General features: G+C 42.3%; 22 protein-coding genes. 15 read left to right on the top strand and 7 right to left on the bottom strand.

Translation table 11 applies throughout. The features are described 5' to 3' along the window. The first annotated feature begins 95 nt into the window (after nt 1-95). From NSP_RS11205 to NSP_RS11195, 3 genes are all read left to right on the top strand, one after another. Nucleotides 96-863 carry a TIGR03943 family putative permease subunit gene (locus NSP_RS11205; protein ID WP_006198041.1) on the top strand — a complete coding sequence of 256 codons (768 nt, stop codon included), beginning with the start codon at nt 96-98 and terminating at the stop codon, nt 861-863. A gap of 51 nt (nt 864-914) precedes the next feature. Further along, the gene (locus tag NSP_RS11200; RefSeq protein ID WP_006198040.1) at nt 915-2,408 is read left to right on the top strand and encodes a hypothetical protein; all 1,494 of its coding nucleotides are present in this window, start codon (nt 915-917) and stop codon (nt 2,406-2,408) included. 318 nt (nt 2,409-2,726) lie between these two features. Further along, entirely contained in the window at nt 2,727-4,208 is a 1,482-nt protein-coding gene (locus NSP_RS11195) for a hypothetical protein (protein WP_006198039.1), read from the top strand. Nucleotides 4,209-4,289: 81 nt separating this feature from the next. On the opposite strand, the gene NSP_RS11190 is transcribed toward NSP_RS11195, so the two are convergent. Beyond that, nucleotides 4,290-6,446: an NAD(P)/FAD-dependent oxidoreductase gene (locus tag NSP_RS11190; RefSeq protein ID WP_006198038.1), complete on the bottom strand. Its 2,157-nt coding sequence runs from the start codon at nt 6,444-6,446 to the stop codon at nt 4,290-4,292. Nucleotides 6,447-6,610: 164 nt separating this feature from the next. On the opposite strand from NSP_RS11190, the gene NSP_RS11185 reads away from it, so the two are divergent. Continuing rightward, on the top strand, nt 6,611-6,844 hold the full coding sequence (locus tag NSP_RS11185) for a hypothetical protein (RefSeq protein WP_042202741.1): 234 nt from the start codon (nt 6,611-6,613) through the stop codon (nt 6,842-6,844). 186 nt (nt 6,845-7,030) lie between these two features. Here the strand turns inward: NSP_RS11185 and cimA are convergent, their stop codons facing one another. Beyond that, nucleotides 7,031-8,662: a citramalate synthase gene (gene cimA / locus NSP_RS11180; protein ID WP_006198036.1), complete on the bottom strand. Its 1,632-nt coding sequence runs from the start codon at nt 8,660-8,662 to the stop codon at nt 7,031-7,033. 75 nt (nt 8,663-8,737) lie between these two features. Here cimA and NSP_RS11175 point away from each other — a divergent pair, with 75 nt between their 5' ends. The 5 genes from NSP_RS11175 to NSP_RS11155 all read left to right on the top strand — a co-directional run bounded on the left by NSP_RS11175 (nt 8,738) and on the right by NSP_RS11155 (nt 14,591). Further along, complete coding sequence (locus NSP_RS11175) at nt 8,738-9,076, top strand: 2Fe-2S iron-sulfur cluster-binding protein (RefSeq protein WP_006198035.1); 339 nt, start codon at nt 8,738-8,740, stop codon at nt 9,074-9,076. Between the two features lie 23 nt (nt 9,077-9,099). After that, nucleotides 9,100-9,474: a hypothetical protein gene (locus NSP_RS11170; protein WP_017804075.1), complete on the top strand. Its 375-nt coding sequence runs from the start codon at nt 9,100-9,102 to the stop codon at nt 9,472-9,474. Nucleotides 9,475-9,878: 404 nt separating this feature from the next. Then, complete coding sequence (gene thiO / locus NSP_RS27215; RefSeq protein WP_006198033.1) at nt 9,879-11,852, top strand: glycine oxidase ThiO; 1,974 nt, start codon at nt 9,879-9,881, stop codon at nt 11,850-11,852. A 162-nt stretch (nt 11,853-12,014) separates the two neighbouring features. Next, nucleotides 12,015-12,194, top strand: a complete 180-nt coding sequence (gene psb34, locus NSP_RS11160) for a photosystem II assembly protein Psb34 (RefSeq protein WP_006198032.1) — start codon at nt 12,015-12,017, stop codon at nt 12,192-12,194. Between the two features lie 180 nt (nt 12,195-12,374). Further along, nucleotides 12,375-14,591, top strand: coding sequence for a tetratricopeptide repeat protein (locus NSP_RS11155; RefSeq protein WP_006198031.1), 2,217 nt, complete (start codon nt 12,375-12,377; stop codon nt 14,589-14,591). A gap of 330 nt (nt 14,592-14,921) precedes the next feature. Here the strand turns inward: NSP_RS11155 and NSP_RS11150 are convergent, their stop codons facing one another. The 4 genes from NSP_RS11150 to purE form a co-directional block, all read right to left on the bottom strand. After that, nucleotides 14,922-16,130 (bottom strand): 4-hydroxy-3-methylbut-2-enyl diphosphate reductase, encoded by a 1,209-nt coding sequence (locus NSP_RS11150; protein WP_006198030.1) that lies wholly within the window; start codon nt 16,128-16,130, stop codon nt 14,922-14,924. 237 nt (nt 16,131-16,367) lie between these two features. After that, nucleotides 16,368-17,126, bottom strand: coding sequence for an SGNH/GDSL hydrolase family protein (locus tag NSP_RS11145; RefSeq protein WP_006198029.1), 759 nt, complete (start codon nt 17,124-17,126; stop codon nt 16,368-16,370). A gap of 408 nt (nt 17,127-17,534) precedes the next feature. Then, nucleotides 17,535-19,109, bottom strand: coding sequence for an ammonium transporter (locus tag NSP_RS11140; RefSeq protein ID WP_006198028.1), 1,575 nt, complete (start codon nt 19,107-19,109; stop codon nt 17,535-17,537). Between the two features lie 654 nt (nt 19,110-19,763). After that, nucleotides 19,764-20,285 carry a 5-(carboxyamino)imidazole ribonucleotide mutase gene (gene purE / locus NSP_RS11135; protein WP_006198281.1) on the bottom strand — a complete coding sequence of 174 codons (522 nt, stop codon included), beginning with the start codon at nt 20,283-20,285 and terminating at the stop codon, nt 19,764-19,766. Nucleotides 20,286-20,326: 41 nt separating this feature from the next. On the opposite strand from purE, the gene nagA reads away from it, so the two are divergent. The 3 genes from nagA to NSP_RS11120 are packed head-to-tail and all read left to right on the top strand — an operon-like array spanning nt 20,327 to nt 22,247. Continuing rightward, nucleotides 20,327-21,490: an N-acetylglucosamine-6-phosphate deacetylase gene (nagA, locus tag NSP_RS11130; protein ID WP_006198282.1), complete on the top strand. Its 1,164-nt coding sequence runs from the start codon at nt 20,327-20,329 to the stop codon at nt 21,488-21,490. Between the two features lie 19 nt (nt 21,491-21,509). Further along, nucleotides 21,510-21,788 carry a hypothetical protein gene (locus NSP_RS11125; protein ID WP_006198283.1) on the top strand — a complete coding sequence of 93 codons (279 nt, stop codon included), beginning with the start codon at nt 21,510-21,512 and terminating at the stop codon, nt 21,786-21,788. A 12-nt stretch (nt 21,789-21,800) separates the two neighbouring features. After that, entirely contained in the window at nt 21,801-22,247 is a 447-nt protein-coding gene (locus tag NSP_RS11120) for an HNH endonuclease (protein ID WP_006198284.1), read from the top strand. A gap of 14 nt (nt 22,248-22,261) precedes the next feature. On the opposite strand, the gene NSP_RS11115 is transcribed toward NSP_RS11120, so the two are convergent. Next, nucleotides 22,262-24,343 carry a cation:proton antiporter domain-containing protein gene (locus NSP_RS11115; RefSeq protein ID WP_006198285.1) on the bottom strand — a complete coding sequence of 694 codons (2,082 nt, stop codon included), beginning with the start codon at nt 24,341-24,343 and terminating at the stop codon, nt 22,262-22,264. 434 nt (nt 24,344-24,777) lie between these two features. Here NSP_RS11115 and bchM point away from each other — a divergent pair, with 434 nt between their 5' ends. The 3 genes from bchM to NSP_RS11100 all read left to right on the top strand — a co-directional run bounded on the left by bchM (nt 24,778) and on the right by NSP_RS11100 (nt 26,583). Continuing rightward, nucleotides 24,778-25,464, top strand: a complete 687-nt coding sequence (bchM, locus tag NSP_RS11110) for a magnesium protoporphyrin IX methyltransferase (RefSeq protein ID WP_006198286.1) — start codon at nt 24,778-24,780, stop codon at nt 25,462-25,464. 244 nt (nt 25,465-25,708) lie between these two features. Next, on the top strand, nt 25,709-26,197 hold the full coding sequence (locus tag NSP_RS11105) for a hypothetical protein (protein ID WP_006198287.1): 489 nt from the start codon (nt 25,709-25,711) through the stop codon (nt 26,195-26,197). Nucleotides 26,198-26,202: 5 nt separating this feature from the next. Then, nucleotides 26,203-26,583, top strand: coding sequence for a DUF423 domain-containing protein (locus NSP_RS11100; protein ID WP_006198288.1), 381 nt, complete (start codon nt 26,203-26,205; stop codon nt 26,581-26,583). The last annotated feature ends 75 nt before the right edge of the window (nt 26,584-26,658 follow it).

The following is a 26,658-nucleotide window of genomic DNA, read 5'->3' as shown; positions in this document are numbered from 1 at the left end:
ATAGCGGGATTATTCAACTCAAATATGCCTCTTGACTGATAACTGATAACTGCTATATTCTTCTTCACTGACTACTGGCTAATTACTCTTAACCAATGGCTAAAAAAATTAAAATTAACCTGCAAAATCTCTTATTCCCTTGGCTGGATGCCTTAGCAGTCACAACTTGGGGAATTTTGATGCTGCAATACTGGCTATCAGGCAAATTATATTTGTTGATTCACCCCAATTTCTTTGGGTTGGTGGTAGGTTGTGGTATCGCCTTCGTTATTATTGGCTTGTTGAAAATACGGGAAGTTTGGCGGGAACGTCGCCGGGCTGCTACCTCTAACCTTCAACATCTCAATTTATTTCCTCCTGGCTGGGGTAGTAGCTTGTTATTAACTGTGGCGATTTTGGGTTTAATGATTACACCCCGCGTTTTTGCTAGTGACACCGCCATGCAGTTGGGTGTGACTGATTTACTATCCACTGGACGCGCTCAACCCCAGTCCTTTCGTCCTTCTACTCGCCCCGAAGATCGCTCACTTGTGGATTGGGCGCGCACACTTAATGTCTACCCAGAACCAGACTCTTATACAGGTCAAGATGCCAAAGTTCAGGGCTTTGTGATTCACCCACCAGATATAGGAGAAGAATATATTTTCTTAGCACGATTTGTGCTGACTTGTTGTGCAGCAGATGCTTATCCTGTAGGATTGCCAGTTAAACTACCAGAAAATCAAAAGCGCTATCCTCCTGACACTTGGCTAGAAATAGAAGGAAAAATGATTACAGAAACTCTCGCAGGTAAACGCAACTTGACTATTGCTGCTACCTCCATTAAACAAATTCCCCAACCCCGCAATCCTTATAGTTATTAAAACTATTCTCTGACAACTGAAAACTGATCACTGATAACTGATAACTGAAAAATGGCTACATCCAAAACATCGATCCAACCATTAGATCGCGTGGCGATCGCATTTATGGTGCTACTAACTCTGTTGATTGGATTCATGATATTTAAAGGTGATGTGGTAGCCGCTCGTGTGCGAGAATTTACCTGGGAAAATCAACAAATTGGCGCAGACGATACTTCCTTCACGCTCAACTTTAGTCGCCCAATGGACATTAAAAGCGTAGAGGAAAACTTGAAAATCGAGCCGCCACTAGCAGGTAAAATTAGTTGGGCAGGGCGAAGGATGGTTTATACGCTGCTCACACCCGCACCCTATGGGACGAATTATGAAGTGCGGTTACAAGACGCAAGAGATCGGTTTGCTGAACAAGAAGGGAAAAATCGAGTCATACAGCCCTTTACAGGTAACTTTAGATCCCGCGATCGCGTCATTATGTACATAGGAGCCGATGTAGAAAATCAAGGTCAGTTAGTTCTCTACAACTTAACCCAAGAGAAAAAAAATATCATTACCCCCAAAGACCTGATTATCATGGACTTTAAGCCATTTCCAGATGGGGAAAAGATTTTATTTTCGGCTCGCACCAATAATAATCAAGACCTACTATCGGCTCAGTTATATACAGTCACAACAGGTATTTCCGCCCAACCGGAAACACCAGCAGCAGCAGCAGGTAAAGTTGACCTGATTTTAGACAATAAGCAATATCAAAACCTGAAATTTGACTTATCCCCAGATGGGACAACAATTGTTGTTCAACGAGGGAACAGAAATAATCCCAGCGATTTTGGGCTATGGTTTATGCCCAGTCATAGTAATAGTAGAGAAAGACCCACGCCCCAACGCCTAGAAAGCCAGCCAGGGGGAGACTTTCTCATCACTCCCGATAGTAAAGCCGTCGCAGTTGCCCAAGGTCAAGGAGCAGCTATTTTACCACTACAAACTGATGCCAGCAAACCCCTCGATTTTCTCCCACAATTTGGGTTAGTGCAGTCTTTCTCCAAAGATGGTTCCCAAGCAGCAATGGTAAAATTTAATACGGATTATACCAGGGATTTATTTTTGGTAACTAACCAAGGCATCCAAAAACCCCTGTTAAAAACCACAGGTTCTATTATTAATTGCCAATTTGACCCCGCTTCACCTACCCTCTACTGCTTGTTGACACAGCTCATATCCGATGAAGAATATATAGAACAGCCTTATTTAGTAGCAATTGACTTGAAAACGGGAGAACAAAAACCACTGTTGTTATTACCAATTGAACAGAGGAATGTGCAAATGAGTTTAGCACCAGATGGTTTGGGCTTGCTCTTTGATCAAGTGATGCCACAGATAGATCCCGTACCCTTATCTGCAAACGTTCTCAAGACCGAAGATGGGGAGGCGATCGCTACTAGTAGCCTATGGTTAATGCCTTTACTACCCATTGACGATGCTGCAAATAATACCATCAGACCAGAAAAACTACCTTTAGTCGGATTTCATCCCCGTTGGTTACCATAAATATAAATAAAAGTCAAGCAGGTTAAAACCCTTTCTCAGCATCTCTAAAAAAGCCTGTATATTGGTAGTGTTTAGATTCCACTCGGCCTTGATTTCCAAGGTTGACGCAGGATAAACTCATAATGTCAAAAAGGCATCAGTTCTAGAAACAAAAACATGACTAATAACTCACAATTGCGAACAGTCTAACTTAGCTTCTAGAGTAAACCCTGATCTGACGTAATTGATCAGCAATGTTAAACCGAGCAATGCTGAACACTTTTTAAGTGAGTGGGTCAAAAGTGATAAATAACTGACACCTCAAACAACAGGGCTGGAATGGAATCCCTAAATTCTGATAATTCGCTACAACCGCAGGCGGCCCCTAGCTGTCCATTTTACTCAGTTGTACCTCATGACAACATGGCAAATACACAATTGGCGCGACTCAAACCTGCGGCCGAACCACATGACTCCCAGAAAGATACAACGAAATCAGACTGGGTTGTGGAGCCTAATAGTGAACAACAAATACTTGTTGAGACTGAATTTCAAAAGCTACTAACATTGAATGAAGAATTGCGTGCAGCAAACAATGACTTGTATGAGGAAGTGGAACATCTCAAAGATGACTTCGCTGAATCAGAAAAAGCTTTACAGTGGCAGAAAAGGCGTTCTAGTGTCGCCGAGTCCATGCTGAACCAACAAACGCAAGAACTAGCCGCAGCCCAAGAACAAATTAAATCTTTATTCCAAGAGTTAGAAACAGCTGTACAAACTGTTCAACGCCAAGAAAACCTTATTGAAACTTATAAAACACAACTACAAATTAGCGAACAGCGACTGGCTAAGTTAGAGCGAGAATGTGCGCTGCTGCAAACTAACTATAACGAACAGGCTCAACAGGCATCACAATCAGAAAATACTTGTCGAGAGTTACGTAGTAGGCTCATGCGACAACAACGCCAGACCCTACAATTTAAAGCGGCTCTGGAAAAATGTCTAGAGACACCCGGAGTAAATGATTCCTCTGACGATACAGCCAACCACCAAACAAGATTTTCGAGAAAGGCTCGGTCTTTGTTTCCGAATGTGCAGCCCATTAGACCTTGGTCAGCCGAATCAGAAGCTGATGGCTTTCAACTCGATTCTCCTTGGGGTCAATGTTCCACATCACCCCCATGCAGCACTGATAATTCTGAGCCAATTCCATCATCACCGGAAAACTCGCCAGTTAAGGAAGATACACCGCCTCCCTCACAACCAGTTGCTGCGGTAATTGACGCTTCTCCCACTACATCAGAATCTATTTCATCTCTGGGGTCATCAAAGTTAGATGATCAATTGGATAGTTTGATCCAATTGTTTTTTACTACTGAGTCTGCATCTGCATCACCACCCACTGCGGAAATTAACTTAGACAGCCCTCAAACTGAAGCACTTGTTGGGGAAACTCAAGAGACAACCGTTGAAAATGTTCAGCAATCAGAAACTTTACCAGAACAGCAAGTCGAAATATTTACAGTCGAGGAAGATTCCCCGCCTTCATCTGTAAATCATTCCCCAGAGTCTTCCATTTTGCCTTTTAGCGAGACGACTGCTGATAGCTCACCTGGCATCCCATTGGAAAATTATTGGTTAGAAAACGCACAAGTGCATCAGACTAATTTGACTGCCAATGATTCTTGGGATTACGCCAATGATACTCAATCGCCCTCACCAGTGGTTTATCCCCAGCGTCCACCGAAAGGTCGTAAGTCTTTGTCATCAGTAGAACTACCGAATTTTCGCCCAAGCAATCAATCTAAAAATACTCAATGATTTGAGATTGATTATGGTGGGTGAGCAGGAGCCTCACCCACCGGACAATTTTTGGGTAACTTATGGGGAAAAATCCCGCAACTAATTCAGAATTTTTGCTTCTGATTTGGGGATAATGGCATCTGGATTGACTTGTGCTGGCTGATTTGGCGATAGCGCCAGCGCTGACTTGTCAGTTCGCCGTTGAGCAGCAGCGATCGCATAATTAATCACCAACAGCCGGAACCATAATGCCGGATAGCGGGGTTCCAGCCAAGGTTTAATCCCCACCAAGAAACGCGGGAACCATCCACTCAGTAAAGCACTGACGAGGGAATGAACACCGAAATTCACATAATTACCCAGCCACCGGACTAAATCCCTAAATCCCGCTAATTGCCAAATCCATAACAGCAGGGCGGGATTTTTGCGCGCTGCTTTGAGTGCAAGGCGGTTAAAAGTCCACCAATCACACCGATCTTTAATGAAATTATCGGCTACCGCTTGTGGTTCATCTGCTAACAACCCAAAGAAGGTATTCAGCATTGAGTTAATTCGTTGGGGTGGTAAAAATTTCCCAGTCGGAACCATCATCCCCTTAGAAAATAGCCAGGTTACAGAAACGTTACTTTGGTAGGCGCGAATCCTGTTTAAATTGCCAAAACTCAGCAAGTCATGCTTGAGGGCTGTATCTAACAGTGTTGTTAAACGGTCTAAATTGCGAATTAGAGAACCAAAACCCGTGAACACCAGGGGAGACTGGAGGGATGCAGCATCACCAATGGCAATCAATCTATCAAAGGCAATGGTGCGATCGCTACTTCCCACACTAAAATGCCCCGGAATATAGCCAAATGTCGGCTTTTTCCACACCAATTTATCTAAATCACAGCGCCGATACTCTGGCAAAATCGAGAAAAAGTCCTCGTACATCTCCAGCAACGAACCGGGATTTACTGCATTGACTTCGTGGTAATGAAATAAATAAATTGTCAGTTCTTCCCCAAATCCGGGAAATAATTCCCAAATCAATTGTCTTCCCCTGGAAATATCGCCGTGACTGTAAAGCACATCTCCATATTGGGAATCCCAAACCCCTGGCTCAAATCCCCCCTCAATCACTGCGCCCACCGTCGGACATACACTGTCAAAAGCACGACCACCATTTAATTGCCAAGCGATGGGGGAAGCTGTTCCCATAGCATCAATTAACAGTCGCCCACTAACTTGCTGCTCATTTTTACTGGGTAAATGCTTGACTGTAATCTCCACTTGTGAGTTGTCAAGATCAGCACGTAGAAACTCTGTTTCATCCCAGATATCCCCCCCGGCATCTCGGAGTTTTTCACCGCACATCCGCAGCCATTTCTCCGAATCCAAGGCGATATTTAACACCGTTGGGGTGTGTAGGATAGGCGATCGCAATTTAGGCGGATTGTTCCCATCAAAAAATTTATTAAATCCGTCCTTGTATTCCCGAACAATCACAGTTTCTAACTCGGCGGCTGTTACCAAACCCAAATTAATTAAACTTTGCAGTTCATCACGAGAAATATTCCATTCTCGATTCATCCGTCCAAAAGGTAAGCGTTCCACTAGCAGCACTTTATAACCCAATCTAGCCATAACAGCCGCATGAATTACCCCTAATGCGCCGCCAATATAGATCAAGTCGTAAGTAGGAGAAGAAGACGAGGACGAAGATGTTATACTACGTTCTCCCTGCTGTCCCCCAAATCCTCCGCTTTGCGAAAAAATGACTTGACGAGGCTGCCGAGGATTCCGTACTCCTTCGCGCCATCTTTGCTCCCACCAGTAGGCACGATTGAGGTCATATTCCCCATTAGGCATTTGCTGAAAATACTTAACTGTCAGAGGATAATCATTGGCTAGTTCCTCGAAAATCGATTTTTGGGAATCAATGGTTGGAGGTTCAGGGTATTTATGGGAAAATTTCTGCCTAATTTCATAACTTAGACGTTGCAGGATTTGTCCTTCTCGAAAAACGGGCTGATCTGCCCAACGAAAAACTTTCAGATAAGTAGTACGCTGCACAGACCAGACGAATACAGAAAGTTCGCTCGGTAATTTTTCGGTAATCGCCGCATCAGCATTTGTAGTTTCTGCCGGGATTTTCAGGCGAAAGCCATCAGGTCGGAGTAATTTTTCCCCGGTTCCTGGTTCAAAATCTTTTTGCAGCCAACTCAGTACAGTCGCAATGTCCGGTGTGGGAACTTCCAAATAAAGTATTTCTTTCATGATTTTTTGCTGACATCTCCGATGAATCTATTCACTCAGACAGATTTTATAAAGGCAGAAACTAAGCTAGACTCCGCCCTATTGGTTCAATAAAGATTGAGTAAAGAAGTTTTAATAGTTTGTCAAAGTTTATTGTTCATTTTGTATTTTTTTTACCCTACGCCATGAATTATCCCATCCCAGACAGTCCCCAGGAAATTTTTGCTCTGCGTCAACAGCCCATTGACGCAGAATTAGTAGCCTCAGCCATCGCCGGAGTCATCAAACTGGTTCGCGCTCAGGGACAATCCTTGGAGGAATTCACCGCTCAACTACTAGCTGATGACCCCATGCTAGACCACCAGCAACGGCGTTGGCTGAGTCAATTAGTTACCCAATCCTGGGAACAATTTTCTTGATGGTCATTAGTCAATCAATTTTAGATTTTAGATTTTAGATTTTGGATTAGACTGCAATCTAAAATACTCGCTTCGCTGCGTACGGTTCGCTAACGCAAATCCAAAATCCAAAATTCTTTGCTCCCCACCCCCCCACACCCCCCACACTCCCCACACCTCCCACACCTCCCACACTCCCCACACTCCCTACTCCCCACTCCCCACTCCCCACTCTGGGGAATGTAACAACAAACCATATTCCAATCCCTCTACCACTGCTTGATAGGAAGCTGCCAAAATATTGGGCGAAACTCCTACAGTCGTCCAGCGTTGAGAACCAGTACCTGATTCTACTAATACACGAGTTTTAGCGGCTGTACCTGTATGTCCGTTGAGAATCCGCACTTTATAATCTGTCAACTCAAAGGTGGCAATTTGGGGATAAAAGTTGACCAAAGCTTTGCGTAAGGCGGCATCTAAAGCCGCAACGGGTCCGTTTCCTTCGGCTGCTTCGAGAATATTTTTGCCATTAACACCTATTTTCACCGTGGCTAGGGCATTGTTCCTTTCTTTACCTTCCACTAAATCACAATGTACTTGAAAGCCTTTGACTTCAAAGAACTGCTGACGCTCACCCAAAGCTTCGTACATCAAAAGTGCAAAACTCGCCTCTGCTGCTTCAAATTGATATCCTTCACTTTCTAATTCTTTGAGGCGTTGTAGAATTTGTCGGGCGGCTGGTTTGTCTTTATCTAGTTCAATACCAAATGTTCGAGCTTTGGCTAAAACATTACTGAGTCCAGATTGTTCGGAAATGACGATGCGGCGACGGTTACCGACTTGTTCTGGTTGAATGTGTTCGTAAGTTAGGGGATTTCGTTCTACTGCTGAGACATGGATACCACCTTTATGTGCAAAAGCTGAACGTCCCACAAAGGGCGCGTGTTCATCGGGGGCGAGGTTTACTACTTCACTCACAAAGCGACTAGCTTCTGTAAGTTGATTTAGCTGGTGTTCAGCTATACAGCTATAACCAAGCTTCAGTTGTAGATTGGGAATTAATGAACAGAGGTTAGCATTACCACATCTTTCACCGTAGCCGTTAATTGTACCCTGTACCATTTTCGCCCCTGCCATGACGGCAGCTAAGGCATTAGCCACGGCTGTTTCTGAATCGTTATGAGTGTGAATACCAATTTGGGGAATTGGTTGTTGAGTATTGACTGATGACACATGATTAATGACTGATTCCACTATTTGACTAATTTCGTGGGGTAAAGTACCGCCATTTGTATCACAGAGGACTAGCCATTCGGCACCAGATGCGATCGCAGCTTCTAATGTCTGTAAAGCATAATCGCGATTTTGCTTGTAGCCATCAAACCAATGTTCGGCATCATAAATCACGCGTCGCCCTTGAGAACAAAGATACTCGATAGTATCGCTAATCATGGCGAGATTTTCTGCTAAAGTCGTCTTGAGTCCGGCTGTAACGTGTAAATCCCACGATTTGCCAAAAACTGTTACCCAACGAGTACCCGCAGTCAGAATCGCTTGCAGCATTGGCTCAGTTTCCGCCGTGGTGTTAGGGCGGCGTGTGGAACAAAAGGCCACGATTTCTGCTTGTTTAAGCGGATATTCTTGCAATTGCCAGAAGAACTGAACATCCTTGGGATTGGCACCAGGCCAACCACCTTCGATGAAGGGAACCCCCAGTTGGTCGAGTCTGCGGGCAATGCGTAACTTATCTTCTATAGAAACTGATAACCCTTCGCGCTGTGTGCCATCTCGTAGCGTGGTGTCATAGAGCCAAAGTTGAGGTGAGGGGTGTATGGTCATAAAACTGCGACTTGCGAGACAACGAGTAAGGCGATGTGCCAATATACAACAAAAAGCCAGTCTGGAAATTAATATATGCCCAAGGTACTAGCTCAGGGTAAGACAATTGAGTGCGATCGGGGAGCTAAATTAGGTCGAGTTTTGCAGCACAACGGTATTGACCTCTACAATGGCGGTGCTAAGTTAATCAACTGTCGAGGAATTGGCAGCTGTGGAACTTGTGCAGTCAAGGTAGAAGGTGAGGTATCTGCCGCAAATTGGCGCGACAAAGCCAGACGTTCCCTTCCTCCCCATTCTCCTACAGCAGAACTGCGTTTAGCCTGTCAAACTCAGGTACTAGGGGATGTAAAAGTCACAAAATTCGCTGGATTTTGGGGAGAAGGTTCTCAAATAGTATGGACACCAGAAGGTTAGGTTAACAAAGGAGAAAAGATCATATGGGTAGATGGACTCCACTAATGCTTATGGGCGGAGGCTTGGCAATTTTACTTGGGACATTATTGGGGATCAATTTTCCCATAGGTGGACAACAAGTTGCCAATAATGATGCTCCTGACGGCAGAACATCCAAAGTACTCCCAGCTAATATTAATGTTAATAGCTCTTCTCCTAGTAGGAGTACAAGTAACGATACCGCCTCTGAAAGTAGAGGTAGGGTGGCACAGGATAATTTTTCTACTCCTGACGACAGAAGCACTATTGCCCAAAGTAATGATTCTTCCTCAACCTCTGACACTACACCAGGTACAAGCACTGGCGTACAGTCGGACAGAATGAATCAGGATAGACAACCTATTCGGGCTTTGTGGTAAATCTGGATAGTCTTTAGGAGTCGTGAAGCGTCAAGCCCCCGTTATTTATGCGGGGGAGTGGGTCAATATTTATGAGCAAGTCCTAAGTTGACAATTTCATAGACAAAACTATACTTATGTTGACAAAAGTCAATATATATTTTAGGAAAAAATCAACTACTTGATATATAATACGGTGATATCAAGTATTGAATTGAGACTATTGCCGACGCGAAAACCAAGCAATGATGGTGGTAGTCTTTTTCAGAAACTTAATTGGAACACAATCGCGTCTGGCTAAGGCGTGAAAGTCTACTGAGGGATAACTGCTCCCATGCTCCCGTTGAAGTAGAAAGTAAAGTCTAGTTTTGTCTAGGTTTTATATAGCAGTTATTAGTTAGTAAATACCTCATGATAAATGACTAATGACTAGTGACGTTTTAATTATTGGTGGCGGTGCGATTGGCTTGGCGATCGCCGTAGAATTAAAATTGCGCGGAGGCTCAGTCACCGTGCTTTGCCATGATTTTCAGGCGGCTGCTACCCACGCCGCCGCCGGGATGTTAGCACCAGATGCCGAAAATATCCCTAATCCGGTAATGGGTTCTTTGTGTAGGCGATCGCGTGCCTTATATTCAGACTGGACGCAAAAACTCGAAGATTTGACTGGTTTAAATACTGGTTACTGGCCTTGTGGAATATTAGCACCAGTTTATCAAGGACAAGGGGACAAATTAAATGCTTCCACCACTGCCCACACTGCCCAATTCCCATACTGGCTAAATCAAGCCGCAATTCATCAATATCAGCCAGGATTGGGTTCGGAAGTAGTTGGTGGCTGGTGGTATCCTGAAGACGGACAAGTTGATAATCGTGCTTTAATAAATGTACTGAGGACAGCTGCTGAGTCCCTTGGTGTTGAATTCAAAGATGGTATTAAAGTAGAAGCATTTTTACAGCAGCAAGGAGAAGTACAGGGTGTACAAACCAACACAGGAGTAATTCGTGCTGCTCATTATGTCTTAGCCACAGGTGCTTGGTCTAATGAATTATTACCATTACCTGTAAATCCTCGCAAAGGACAAATGCTGAAAGTGCGAGTACCGGATTTTATCCCAGAATTGCCCCTGACACGAGTTTTATTCGGAGATAATATTTATATCGTACCGAGGCGCAACCGTTCTATCATTATTGGGGCAACGAGCGAAGATGTCGGCTTTACGCCCCACAATACGCCCGCAGGTATTCAAACCTTACTACAACAAGCTATTAGCCTATATCCTCAATTACAGGATTATCCCATTCAGGAATTTTGGTGGGGATTTCGACCAGCTACACCCGATGAGTTACCGATTTTCGGTACTAGCCACTGTAAAAATTTAACTTTGGCTACAGGTCATTATCGTAATGGTATATTACTTGCGCCCATAACCGCAGCATTAATTGCCGATTTGATTTGGTCACAAAAATCTGACCCCATATTGTCTAATTTCCACTATTCCCGCTTTCATAGCCAGTCATCTACTCCCACTTCTATGTTCACCCACTCTGCTAACTTCTCTAAGGGAAATATTGCCGTTAAAGATGCAATTCATCCCGTCTCTATAGATTCACCACTTGTAATCGCTGGCAAAACTTTTCAATCTCGTTTAATGACGGGAACCGGCAAATATCGCAGCATTGAAGAAATGCAGCAAAGTATTGTTGCTAGTGGTTGCCAAATTGTCACTGTGGCAGTAAGAAGGGTGCAAACTAAAGCCGCAGGGCATGAGAATTTAGCCGAAGCTCTGGATTGGACAAAAATCTGGATGTTGCCCAATACTGCCGGCTGTGAAACCGCAGAGGAGGCAATTCGTGTGGCTCGTTTGGGGCGAGAAATGGCGAAACTATTGGGACAGGAAGATAACAATTTTGTGAAATTAGAAGTAATACCTGATCCTAAATATTTACTTCCTGATCCGATTGGGACGCTACAAGCGGCAGAACAGCTAGTGAAAGAAGGTTTTGCCGTACTGCCTTATATCAATGCCGATCCGATGCTAGCCAAGCGCCTAGAAGATGTTGGTTGTGCCACAGTCATGCCTTTAGCGTCGCCCATTGGTTCGGGACAAGGGCTAAAAACCACTGCTAATATTCAAATTATCATTGAAAATGCCAATATACCAGTAGTGGTAGATGCCGGAATTGGCGCACCATCAGAAGCTGCTCAGGCGATGGAATTAGGTGCAGATGCTTTATTAATTAATAGTGCGATCGCTCTTTCCCAAAACCCCCCAGCAATGGCTCAAGCCATGAATTTAGCAGCAGTAGCCGGTCGTTTAGCATATCTAGCTGGCAGAATGCCCCTGAAAACCTACGCCAGTGCAAGTTCACCTCTGACTGGCACAATTATTAATTAGGGATCGGGGAGCGTGGGAGTGGGAAATTAAAGTAACCAGCTGCTGAACAAGCTTTCCTATTCTCCCCTACCTCAACGTAAATATTTGTATCTTACCAGGAGAGCAGAATATAGCGTATATGTAACATGAAACGAATAAAAGCAGATAAAAAGGAATTAATTCATGCCCTATACAAACGAAGAAGGCGGTCGTCTGAACAATTTTGCCAGTGAACCCAAGGTTTATCAAGCAGAACCTCCGACAAACAAGCAAAAGATTACCTATATTTTATTAGGACTCGCTGGCGCTGGTTTAGTTGTTGGTTTGATTTTTGTTGCCTTCTCTGTTTCTAATGTCGGTTGAGCAGAATATTTTTTAATATAATTTAATATTTGGGTTTTCAAGGTTCCCATGTTATCGGGGTCCTTGTTTTTTATTTTTGTTAGAATGATATGGGAGGAAAAAGTATAAATATATACTATTAACTTTGCCAAATCTGAAAAACATAATTTATATGAAAAATGTTTGGGCTTCTTAGCCGTCATGAGCGTGAATGATACTACACATCTCAATAATTTTACTTGGAACCGACAAGTATATCATCGTTTAAAACTTGCCCTAAGTCTTGGTTTAAGACGACAAGTTTTATTAGCAGTTAACGATAATTTACACTTACGAAATCAAGTAGCTGCTCGCTTGCATTCTACTTTAGCTTATCCAGTGGGACAAGTGCTATATCAACCTGTAGATGGTCATGAAACTAGCACTCCTGCTTATCCGCGTTTAGTCACATTGAGGTTGAATTTAAGTGATCCCAATCCCATAGATCATATAAATCAATGGCTGGCTAATTATCCACCACCAATTGTAGGTGCATCAAAAGATACAACTGGAAGACCTTTACCAATACCGATATTTCAAATTGTAGGTGTGGAACAGTTAACTAAGCAACCAGTAGCGATACAGCGTTTATTTTTACACTATCTACGCTTAAGTGATGAGAATTTTTCTAATCCAGAGTCGAATCGGTTTCTAGAATCGAGCCTACTGTTGTGGGTATCGCGTCCTTGGTTGTCTGCTATTCAACAGTCAGCACCACAGTTTTGGCGTTGGCGTACTGGTGTGTTTGTGTTTGCGGGGGAACCGACACCAACAACCCAAAAACAAGGTTATTCAGAAAGTTCTGAGCGTTCGAGAAATTGGGATGTAGAAGATATTGAGGAATCTGTTTTCGATGAATCAGTCATGGAAGCGGAACTCAAAGCCAAATCTACGAATGGCTTAAAATTTGGGGATGACTTTGACTTTGCGGTGGAATCACCTCCGAATCATCCCGGTAAAGAGGAAGAAGTTTCCGCCTTAAATTCGGAATTATTCAAGACTCGAACGCAGCAACACAAATCCACTGCTCAATTGAGTCAAGGTAATAGCTTATTGCCATTGTCGTTGTCTCATATTAGCAAGGAGTTAACCGAGTTAATCATACCAACAATCAACCAGACGACTACTGAAGATGGAGAGGATAACCAACAAGCGCCACAAATTCTCTTAGAGATTGAAGCACTACACTCACAACAAGCCTCTGGAGAGGTATTGGCAGAAGGGTATCATAAGTTAGGAAATTTATATCGTGTACGCATTGAACAGGGAAAATCAAGTCTAGAAAATTTGATGGTGGCAATTCTCGCCTATCAGGAGGCGATCGCCTATGATGAGAGTTCACCCCAACTGCCAGATATTTTAAATGATTTGGGTACACTCTATTGGATGCTGTCCCGCCAGCCTGATAACTCAGGGGATGGGAAAGTTTATATAGAGCAGGGAATTGAATTTTATCATTTGGCTTTAAAGCTGATATCTCCCCAAGAACAGTCAGAAACCTATGGAAGGGTACAAAATAATTTAGGTACTGCTTATGGTGATTTAGCTCGTTTTGCTAACCCATCGGAGAATTGGCAACAAGCAGTATTAGCTTACAGTGAAGCGCTGCGGTATCGTACAGCCGACATGGAACCGTTAAAGTATGCTGCTTGCCAAAATAATTTAGGCACTGCTTATTGGCATTTAGGGCAGTATAATCAACCTGTGGAGAATTTAAAGAAAGCGATCGCCTCATACAGCCAGGCGTTGGTTCACTACAGCCCCGAACAGGAACCGTTGAAATATGGCATGATTCAAAATAATATCGGCACTGCCTACTGGAATTTAGCACAATACAACGAACAACCGGCGAAAAATCTGCAACTAGCCATTGATGTTTACAGGGAAGCTTTAAAATATCGCACTCCAGCTAATGTTCCTAGTGCTTGCGCTGCTACACAAAATAATCTGGGTACTGCATACTGGCATTTAGCAAACTTATCTCAAACAACTAAAGAGTTACGACAAAAGTTCTTACGATTGTCTATTGAAGCTTATGATGAAGCTATTGCTTTGGCTCACTCTCTGAGCGGTATACCTTTAAGTTTTGATTTGTTTGCTGCTCACAATAATTTGGGATTAGCTCATTATCAGTTAGTTACAGATAATTCTTTTAATGGTGACAAAGAGGCAATTTCACAACATTTACAAGCAGCATTACATCATCATTTGCAAGCTTTAAATGGATTTAGCAAACAACCAGAGGCTTATCAAATAACTTTCACTTATGTGGTGAAAACAATTCGGGCTTTCCACGCTGAGTTAGGGATACAGGGACAAAATTTGGGTTTATCTCAAGTTCCAGGTCATTTGTTAACGGAAATTTTACCTCAGTTGTAGAGTCAGGAAACATCACCCCAACCCTCTGCTTAGTAAAGAAACCTAAGAAACCTCACCCCAACCCTCTCCTTACTAAGGAGAGGGCGTAGTCAAGAGATGGGGAAATTTCATAGGACTTACGCAAGAACTCTTTGAAACCCTCTTGACTTCTCCCTTGGCGCTAGCCTCTCCCTTTGGGAGAAGGGGAGACGCTACGCGGTAAGCGTTCGCGGAGCGTCTCGTAGAGAAGCTATGCCGTTGGCGTTCGCGTAGCGTGTCGCAGACAAGCCTCTCGTAGAGAAGGCTTTACGTGGTTAGTTTTTTCATAATTTTGCGTAAGTCCTTTTTCAGTTAAAGGGTCGGGACTAATGCTTTTAATGCAAAAATCTTTTCCATGACATCTGCGACTACTTTATCTGGCGTAGAAGCACCAGAGGTAACTCCTACAACAATTTTGCCATTGGGTAGCCAGTTTTGTGCGATCGCTAATTCTCCATTTAACTGGCGATGTTCAATCGCATCTGCTGATTTGATGCGTTCTACACAATCAATGTGATAGGAAGGAATTTCCCTCTCAGCCGCAATTTGTTGTAATTGTGCGGTATTTGATGAATTAAAGCCACCAATTACGAGCATTAAGTCCAAATCGTGTTGTACTAATTCTAACATGGCATCTTGCCGTTCTTGGGTAGCATCACAGATGGTGTTAAAGCTTTGGAAATGCTGATTTAACTCAATGGTTCCATACTTCTGCATCATTGTTCGCTCAAACAACTTGCCAATTTGCTCAGTTTCATCTTTGAGCATGGTGGTTTGGTTAGCAATACCCACTCGTTGTAAGTCCTGATCAGGGTCAAATCCTGCGGAACAAGCTTTAGCGAATTTTTGCAAAAATTCCTGGCGATCGCCACCATTGAGAATATAATCTGCAACATAATGGGCTTCTTGTAAATTCAGCACAATCAGATATTTGCCAGCAAAAGAACTGGTAGCAATTGTTTCTTCGTGCTTATATTTACCGTGAATAATGGAAGTGTAAGCAATTTTTTTGTGTTTTTCTACAGTATTCCAAACTTTAGATACCCAAGGACAAGTTGTATCGACAATTTTGCAACCTTGATTATGGAGAATTTGCATTTCTTGCACGCTGGCTCCAAATGCGGGTAGGATGACCACATCACCGGTTTCCACCACCGAAAAGTCTTTGTTACCAGCTTCCACAGGGATAAATCCGATATTCATTTCCTGCATCCGTTGATTCACAGAAGGATTGTGAATAATCTCATTAGTAATCCAGATGCGTTCAGTGGGGAAATGCTGACGGGTTTCATAAGCCATTGCGACAGCGCGTTCTACACCCCAGCAAAAACCAAAGGCTTGGGCTAGTCGGATGGTGACATCGCCTTGTTCCCAGATGTAATTGCGATCGCGAATTTCCTGAATCAAGCTACTTTGATACTCAGATTGTAACTGAGAAGTAACTTCTGCTTGGTGACCAAATCCCTTACGATTGTAATTTTCCGAATGTTGGAGCGATCGTTTAAAAGCTTTTGTATCCATTATTGTTGCAATTTAAATTACTATTTCTTATTTTCTCGTGCCATGAGGCGATTTTAGGAAAATGGGAAAAATATTAAGTGGAATTTAAGCCCATTCCCCACACTCCCCAGAAGAAGCAGGGGCGCACCGGAGCACCGGAGCAAGGGGGAGTGAGAAATTACTTTAAAACTTCCGGTTACTTAACAACCGTTCCTCTTCTCCCCTGCCCCCTGCCCCCTGCCCCCGTTCCTCTTCTCCCTACTCCCCATTCCCCAATTCCATATTGCTATACATTTGTAACGCAGTACGCCAAACTACATAACCTGTGGGATTGAGATGTAAGCCATCAGTAGTAAATTCACTGCGAAGATTACCCTGTTCGTTAGTAAATAAAGGATACAAATCAAGATATTTCACACCGACTGTGCTAGCTGTGCTTTGCAGTTGTTGATTTAACTGGCGAATCCGACTGTTGGGAAGGGTTAGCAGTTTCTCTCTTCCCTCCCAAGTGGCTTCTTTATCCCCATGAGGCAAAATTGACTGAACGACAATTTCTGCTTTGGGATGCGTCTTGCGGAGGTAAGTCATAATTTGCCGTTGATTCTCTAAAATGACTGGATCACTTACCCCCCGGATGAGATCATTAATGCCAATCATCACAAAAATTATCTCTGGCTGGGTACTGTCAAATAAGTCTAATCTTTTTAATAGTCCATCGCTAGATTCACCGGAAATCGCCTGATTGAGCCAATTTCTGTCGTCGGGTAAAAACTGTGGGGGAAACCACAGAGTCAGGGAATCTCCTGTGAGGATGCTTAAATTCTCAGGAGGTTGTTCAGAGGCTACTTTGGCTTCTTGCTTGAGAATATCTACCCACTGCTGATAAGTGAGTTGATGACGGGGCCCTAAATCTGGTGAGATGGCTGGGGTTTGACGAACTTTATCCGGGGAGAATGGATTACCAAAAACATCTGTAAATCGCTGCTGTTGCCAAATGAGCAAGATGACTGCCAACATTAGTATGCTGTTGGTTACCAGCAAGAAAAATCCCCAGAGCGGAAAAGTTTTTGCAGAAGTGGACACAAATAGCAAAATATACCAATAATTTGACTCAGATTTTAAATCCTTAGCGCCAATATGTCATTAGCACTCAGCACTCAATACTGTTCGGTTAAGCAAATTCCTGAGCCGAAAACCCTTGTAGAGACGTTCCATGGAAAGTCTCTACATCCCTTAACCGAAAGGTATTGACTCAGCACTTCCTATAACTTTAAGCCAGAAAAAATTTTGCATGAAAAAACCCGCCGCTAGGATCGATCTCAAAAATCTCATGGGCGGGTTCAGCAATCAATCCGCTACTCGGAGTGCAGCGTCATTGATACACCGTCAACAACTAAGGACAAATGACAAATGACAAATGACTAATTAATATTTGTCTTGTGATACTCCGGCTGAACCATATCCTTCAGGAAATCCGCCAGGGTTAGTTTCTGTGAGAAATCCATGATATGCTTCCATACCGTGTTCGCTGATATCTAAACCTTCTAATTCCTCTTCTCTAGATACTCGGATACCTAAAGTAGCCTTGAGGAACAGCCAGAAGATGCTGCTAAAAACAACTGTCATTCCACCTACACTCAGAACGCCAACCAATTGAATTAATAACTGTCCCAAGCCACCGCCGGCGAATAAACCCGCAGTTGGTCCAGCACCTTCACCGTACCAGGAATAAACGCCAGGACCGACAGACCAAAGACCAACGGCTAGAGTTCCCCAGATACCGCAAACTAGGTGAACTGAGGTGGCTCCTACTGGGTCATCAATGTGGATTTTGTCAAAGAGTGTGACGGAGAAAACGACGATAATTCCGGCAATAAAGCCGATAATTAAAGAAGCAGGAATACTCACGTAAGCACAAGAAGCTGTAATTCCCACCAAGCCAGCCAATACGCCGTTGATAATCATGGATAAGTCTGGCTTACCTAAGTAAATCCAAGCTGTACCTGTAGCGGCGATTCCACCCGCAGCAGCGGCCATGTTAGTAGTCAGAGCTATATGAGCGATCGCATTTCCATCAGCAGCCATTGTGGAACCGGGGTTAAAACCAAACCAGCCCAACCAGAGAATTAAACAGCCCAAGGTCGCAATACTCATATTGTGACCAGGTATAGCCACTATTTGCTGGTCTTGATATTTACCGATCCGTGGTCCGAGAAATGCGGCTCCCATTAAAGCAGCCCAACCACCTACAGAGTGAACGACGGTAGAACCAGCAAAATCCCAAAATCCAAATTCACTTAACCAACCACCACCCCAAATCCAATGTCCGGTAATGGCGTAGGCAATACCTACAAGTAGGACGCTGAAGATTAAGAAGTCAGCAAATTTAATTCTTTCGGCTACCGCACCAGAAACAATTGTGGCGGCAGTTCCCGCAAAGGCCAATTGAAATAAAAATTTGGCGGCTAAAGGCACACCAGCCCAATTCAGAGAACTGAAGACACCTTGATAAGCATCGCCTGTGACAGGACTGTTATCTGCTCCTAAGAGGAAAAACCCAGAAGTTCCCAAGAAGTTATTACCGTCGCCAAACATGAAACCAAAACCAATTGCCCAAAAGGTAACACTAGCGAGAGCAAAAACAATTAAGTTTTTTGAGAGAACGTTGACGGCGTTTTTCTGGCGACAGAACCCGGTTTCTAACATCCCGAAACCAGCATTCATAAAGAATACTAAAAAAGCGGCGATCGCTACCCAAAGAGTATCCAGAGCAACTTTAAGTTCTGCTGTTGTTGGCCCTGCATCTGGTGTTTGGGCAACTGCGACATAACCCCAGCCCAAAACAATCAAACAAGCTAAAGGTAAGCAGGCTTGCCAACTGGGAGAAAGCTGCTTAATTGCTAAATTAAATCCCTTGATTTTTGAGTTTAATCGTATACTTTTAGCCGATTTTATTGCCGATATTCGTCTATTTTTGATTCTTGATTTCTGTTTGTACATGAGTATGAATTACATCCTCCAACCTTGAATGAAAAAAACAAGTTTAGCAAAAAAAATACCGCCCAAACTTAACCCCGGTGGTTCTTGATGCCACTGGTTTACAAAGCATAAATTCAGATAACTCAATTAGGAGTTTAAGAAACTATTGGTACATTTGTAAACATTTTTTGATGATTTGATTAAGAAAATATTATGCAGTTTCCGAAACATTCCACCCTCCTGCACTTAATGTTTAATCGGTCAATATGATGCTTTAGGAAGAATCAGCCCAACAATTGGCAATTTTTACGTTAAAATCACACTAAACGGTGATAAAGAATACTGTAACTTTACTGCTGTAACCTCCCAAAACTTGGGCATGATTACAGTAGGTTCCTTGATAAACCTCGATAAAGTGAACAATAAATTTGATTGATTTTCTATTTACTCAAGCTGTAATTCTGTATGATCAGATACTATTTTTTTTTGCTTGACTCTTTTAGTAGTCTGGAGGTTTTTCCCGGAGGAAACTATATCCTTTACAGTGTCAGCATTCTCTGACTTCAGGAGAGAAAAGTCAAGAAGATTATTAAATTTTTATAAAATAAATGCATAACTGGTTATTATCAAGTCATGTTTAAATTTTGACTTGCTGCTAAAATTTTGGCGATTGTGCTATGACAATTCTTGTTGCAAATATTGCTCATAGCCTAGTTGTTCGAGTTTGGCTTGTTTTGCTATTACCGATTCACAGAGGCTTTGGCGGTATTGTTGCACTTTTTCGAGTAATTCTGGTAGCTGGGTTGCGAGAATTTGCACCGCTAAAAGTCCAGCATTTTTGGCGTTACCTATTGCTACTGTTGCCACGGGAATACCCCCAGGCATCTGTACAATGGAATACAAAGAATCAACGCCTTGTAAGTTGCGAGTCGCTACGGGAACGCCAATCACTGGCAGTGGGGTTAAAGATGCTACCATTCCGGGAAGATGGGCTGCACCGCCTGCGCCGGCAATAATTACCTTAAGCCCTCGTTTATGGGCTTGTTGGGCATATTGTACCATGCGTTCTGGAGTGCGATGGGCTGAAACAATTGCTACTTCTGTTTCTACACCAAATTCTTCACAAATTGCGATCGCATCTTTCATTGTGGGCAAATCTGAATCACTGCCCATGATAATACCGATAAGAGGAGCCATATTAATTTTAGATTTTAGATTTTAGTAACTAATGTGATGTGATGATCAAAGCAACACAAAACCCCATAGATATTATCAATGCACGAGTACCTAGTTATCAAGATTTACAAAGAATTTCAGTGAACGATGAGGGAATAATTCAGCAAATTTCACCAATGAGTCAGGGATTTCCCGATTATTGTGCGCCTTTATTGGATGTCGCCGGTGATTGGATTTCGTTCGGTGGTGTTGATTTACAGATTAATGGGGCGTTAGGTTTAGCGTTTCCCGATTTAAAGGCTGATAATGCTCATATTATCCCCAAAATATCGCAATTTCTCTGGGATGTTGGGGTTGATGGATTTTTACCCACTGTAGTTACTACTTCTGTGGATAATATACAGCGAGCGATCGCCATAATTGCCAAAATTATTCCCACTCAAAAAGTCGGTGCAAAGATTCTGGGGGTACATCTAGAAGGGCCATTTTTAAACTATCAAAAGCGGGGCGCACACCCAGCCGAATATTTGTTACCTCTGACAATTGAGCAAGTAAACAGAGTCTTGGGTGATTATGCCCATGTTGTCAAAGTTATCACTTTAGCCCCAGAATTAGACAGCACAGGGGAAGTAATTCCATATTTGCGTTCTTTGGGCATAATTGTCAGTTTAGGGCATTCCCAGGCGACAGCAACCCAAGCACAAGCGGCTTTTAAACAAGGGGCAGCAATGGTAACTCATGCTTTCAACGCCATGCCGCCATTACATCACCGTGAACCGGGACTATTAGGTGCAGCAATTACCCATCCTGATGTGATGTGTGGTTTCATTGCCGACGGTGAACACGTTACACCCACCATGCTGCAAATTCTCCTCCGCGCCAGCCACCAAGCACAAGGGCTATTTTTAGTCAGTGATGCCCTCGCACCTCTGGGGCTACCCGATGGCGTGTATCCTTGGGACAGTCGGCAAATTGAAGTGAAAAACGGTACAGCCAGATTATTGGATGGGACTTTATCAGGGACAACTTTACCCTTATTAGTGGGAGTGCAGAATTTGGTAAACTGGGGAGTGTGTGATCTAGAAAGTGCCATAACTTTAGCTACAAATGCACCTAGAAAAGCAATAAATTTACCCGGAATTATTTCCAGTCCAGCCGCCAATTTGTTACGCTGGTACAGAGATGAAAATACAAAACAACTAACTTGGCAAAGATTATTTAGCTGAATTCTTGGACATAAATGCAATGACAACTAATTTACCTCTGAAATTTTCGCACTTACCTAAAAGTTTGCCCTTAGATGCTGCTGTCCGCATCGATTTTGTAGAAAGTGTGCCGATATTTCGGGCTTCTAGCTTAGTTCAGGGACGAATTGAAGCATTATTAATGAAACAAAAAGAGTTTACCCTGACTACGGAAGAAGAAACAGAATTAGATGAATATGAAGAATTAGATGATTATCTGAGTTTGGTAAATCGAATTATCAGAAATACGTTCCTAAATCAAAACCAAAGCTCATTATAGGTAGTTCTTAATTTGTCTGCCAATCGTTACATTAGTAAAGCTACTCAATATCAAGTCAGACAACGAGCTAATTTTTTGTGCGAATATTGTCATGCTTCGGAACAATGGCAGTATGTCTCTTTCACTGTAGACCATGTAATTCCTATTTCTAAACATGGTGCGAACTCAATTAATAATTTAGCTTTAGCGTGTTTTCATTGCAATCGCCGAAAATCTGATAAAGTTAGAGCATTTGATCAGCAAACATTATCGGAAGTGCCTTTATTTAATCCTCGCACTGATAATTGGCAAGAACACTTTATTTGGTCAACGGATACACTCTCTGTAATTGGCTTGACCCCAACAGCACGTGCCACAGTAGCAGCATTAGCATTCAACCGTGCCAGGATAATGAATATTCGTGCTGCTGATCGAGAAATTGGACGACATCCACCACTAAATGATCCGATTCAAAATTAAAAGTTGTTTAAAATTTAAAGATGAGCCTCTCCCAATAACACAATAGAACCGGTTAACTCATCTATCACCTGAGTTGTGACTTGGCTGACAGCTAACCCACCTGTGGTACGATAACGCACAGAACGTAACACAGCTAAATCAAAAGCTTGTGCTTCCCGAACTATGGCTTTAGCAACATCATCATCTATTATAATTTGGATATTTGTATTTACCTGTAACTGACTTTTAGCAACAATTTCAGATAATTGAGTGGTAAATTGTTCTACTAAATTAGCAGGAGTGTTGCTATTAAAAACGTGTAATAGTACAACCTCCGCCTTATTCGCATCAGCTAACATTTCCGCAAATCGCCAAGCGCTGATAGTTTGAGGTCTTAAATCTCCAATTGGGACAATAATTCTGGCAATTGTCTTAGGACTATTTACCAAGCGTGCTACAGCTACCGGACAGTGAGAAGACCAAAAAACACTATCAATTATATTACCAAATAAACGGGCGCGTAAACCTGTGGTTCTAGACCAACCCATTACTATTAAACTAGCATTTTGTTCTCGACTGGTGCGGCTAATTGCCAAAGCAACATCATCATCAATGCGAATTGCTGTGGACACTTTTACATTAAATTCTTGACTGATTTCTTCAGCCATTTTTAATCTTTTTTGACTTTGCGCTAGTGATATTCCTAATTGTGGGTCATCCATGTGAACATGGGCTTTGCTAATAGCTAATGGCAAAATTTGTCCAGATTCATGTTGAGCGATTAATGCTGCCAGTTCTATTAAATATCGCTGCGTTTGGGGGTTGTATATTGGTACTGCTACAGTGAATGGATGCTGAGTTGTTTCGGCTGGCTGACTATCAGGATTTTCCCACCAATTTGAAGGATTTTCTGTTTCTAAATCTGTTTGGGGCGTTTGTAATAAGGCGGCAAATCTCGTGGTGATTAATGGTCCCATAATTGAAGTAACTAACATCAGGACAATCACACTATTCAAAACACTTTCACTAATTAGCCTTTCACCAGCAGAATTTAAGGTTTGATAGCCAACTAAGGCTGCTGCTAATGTAGCGGCTACTTGTGGTAAAGACAATGACCACATTGTCAGCATTTCCGCAGTGTTGTAGCGGTAAATTAGCTTGGCTAAAAATGCCGCCATAAATTTGCTAGAAATCAAAGCGACTACAATTACCACTGTTAGCCAAATTGAACCAAGAGTTTTGATAAATGCCGGAATATTAATTAGCAGTCCCATATCTACAAAGAAACAAGGGATAAATAAGACGCTACCGATAAACTCAATTTTTTCTTTAACTGGGCTACGTCCTACAACATCATTCACTGCTAAACCTGCTAAAAATGCCCCAACAATTTTTTCAACTCCCACTATCTGCGCTCCCACAGATGCGAGAAATAAAGCTAGTAAGATGAATAAAAATTGGTTACTTTGTTCATCTCCAGAACGGCGAAAAAATTCTTTACCCGCCCAGTCGAAGCCAAAGAGTACAAAAGCAGAATAAATTGCTAATCCACCTAATAAAGTTACTAAACTTATGGCGGAGAATTCCCCTCCATGAATTCCTACACAAATTGCTAGGACTAATAAAGCAGCTGTGTCAGTAAAAATTGTCGCCCCGACTGTGACTGTCACAGCTTCAGTCATCACCACTCCCAGACGACTGACAATGGGATAAGCTAAGAGAGTATGGGAAGCTAGTAAAGAACCAATTAGGACAGAAGCATTCCAGCCAAAATTGAACAATCTCCCGACAGATATCCCAGCAATTAATGGGATTAAAAATGTTAAAATGCCAAAAACAATTGAGCGATTTTTAGTTTTGCGAAACTGTTTTAAATCAATTTCTAACCCGGCAACAAACATTAAATAAACTTTACCAATGTCTGATAGTAGACTGACAGTTTCAGACTCAGTATTTAAAAGTTTTAGCCCATTTTGCCCCAGGACAACACCTGCTACCAGTAACCCCACTAATCCAGGTACTCGCAGTCGCTCAAATATAGGAGGAACAGTAAAAATTACTGTTAGGAGAATTGTAAATTGAATGATCGGACTGTCAATTAGTAAATTTGATGTCATTGGTAATCAATCAAGCTAAATGAACAACTCAACTATGTATAATGTACACAAATATTTAGGAATTATTAAAAAATATTTTTTTATGGCATAAGTAATGCTAGTATATTTCAAGTTTAGGTTTTTATTAAAACTTATGAGAAATTGAAAGGATGCGCTTAGGTTAGTAATTTGAGTCAGAGCTACGGCAGCCTACATAAAAATCCCTATAAAATGTCTATAAATTTAATTATCAGGATATTATTTGAGATTACCGCGTGTAAAACAAATTTTTCATCTTTTAAAGTAATAAATACCAATTTAAAACAATTACTATCTATAATTAGTTAATATGCCATAAGTTAGAGAAAAACTCCTAAAAAAATATGTCGAAGTATTCTTGACGGGTGCTATTAATGATAATTTGAAGAGTTGGGAACACTTAAAAATTTAGCTTTATGAACGTAGCTGACGATAAAACGATTGTTCGCGAGTATTTTAATTCCACGGGGTTTGACAGATGGCGGCGAATTTACGGCGATGGCGAAGTCAACAAAGTCCAGTTGGATATCCGCAATGGACACCAGCAAACTGTAGATACAGTTATTAGCTGGTTGAAAGATGATGGTAATTTACCAGAGTTATCAATCTGCGATGCTGGTTGTGGTGTGGGTAGTCTGAGCATTCCCTTGGCGGCAGATGGTGCTAAAATCTATGCTAGTGATATTTCGGAGAAAATGGTGACAGAAGCTAAGGATAGGGCTTTAGCAACCTTGGGAAATGTCGAAAATACTACTTTTGCTGTTCAAGATTTAGAATCTTTGAGTGGTAGCTACAACACGGTTATTTGCTTGGATGTTCTGATTCATTATCCCCAAGAAAAAGCTGATGAGATGATTTCTCACCTTTGTTCTTTGGCTGAGTCACGGGTAATTATGAGTTTTGCGCCCAAGAACTGCGCTTTGACTATACTTAAGAAAATTGGCAGTTTCTTTCCGGGGCCAAGTAAAGCAACTCGCGCCTATCTGCACCGTGAGGCTGATGTGGTGAAAATCCTGGAAAGTAATGGCTTTACGGTACAACGCCAAGCGATGACTAAGACTCGTTTTTATTACTCGCGTTTACTGGAAGCTACGCGCCAATAAAATATAGAACCTCACCCCCAACCCCTCTCCTTAGTAAAGAGAGGGGAGAGTATTACTCGGTTAGGCAAATTTGTGTCTACATCATAGCCTTTTCCTAAAGGGAGACGCTACGGGAAAGTAACCAGAGGGGAGAATATTACTCGGTTGTTAACTTGGGAATTTTTCAGTAACAGCTTAGTACGCTGGAACCTTGAGCAAAGTCAGGTTAGAATCGCAAGCAAAGTTTAAAATCTGATGGGAAATTATGAAGACTGCTGAAAAATTGGCTGCGGGTTGGCTATTGACACTGGGATTCATGTTTTTGACACTATCAGTTTCGGCGACAACTGAGAAAAAATCGATGCTCAAGCCGATTTCTACGGGATACCATGAGGCTGTAGCGGAGGAATTTATCAATGAACCGGCTCTTTATTTACTTGATAATACTGCCATAAATGGTATAATATTCGGTATTCCGACTATGATGTTAGGCGGTTGGATGAGCTTAGGGTTGTATCGTCAAGGCAAGAATGAGAAAAAGGTACTTCAGAAACAATTAAGCGATCGCCTGCAATCGAATTTTTATCAAATGCTCCAAGAAAATAACGGGCGCGTCACTGTGTTAGGTTTGGCGATGAATTGTCAACTACCAGCAGCAGAGGCGAAAGAGTATTTAGATATGAAAGCTAAAGAATTCAATGGGGATTTTCAGGTGAGCGAAAAAGGCGGAGTATCATATCATTTTGACATCTAGAAGAAATGGCACAAATATTTGTTAGCATAGCTGCCATTTTAGGCGGGTTATCTGTAGCCGCAGGTGCTTTTGCTGCTCATGCCTTGAAAGAAAAGATTAGTGAGCGATCGCTTGAAATTTTCGATACAGGCGCACGTTATCAAATGTATCATGCTTTGGCACTTTTGTTAGTAGCTTTATTAATTAGTCGCACAACAGCACCTCAACCGATGTTAATAGCTACTGGGTGGTTATTTATCGTTGGTATTGCGATTTTTTCAGGTAGCTTGTACGCCCTAAGTTTAACTGGGTTGAAATACTTGGGTGCAATTACGCCTTTGGGTGGTGTAGCCTTTCTCATTGGTTGGGGGACTTTGGCTTTTGCAGCTTGGGGTTTGAAGTTTTAAGGAAACGAACCACGAAGGACACAAAGGACACAAAGGAAAGAGAAATTTAGAGAGTGTTTGCTAATACTTCCTTTT

This window comes from Nodularia spumigena CCY9414, from assembly GCF_000340565.2.
In the GTDB taxonomy this organism is placed as follows: Bacteria; Cyanobacteriota; Cyanobacteriia; order Cyanobacteriales; family Nostocaceae; genus Nodularia; species Nodularia spumigena.
Note: the sequence above shows the minus strand (reverse complement) of the source record. Positions and strands in the feature narration are given on the sequence as shown.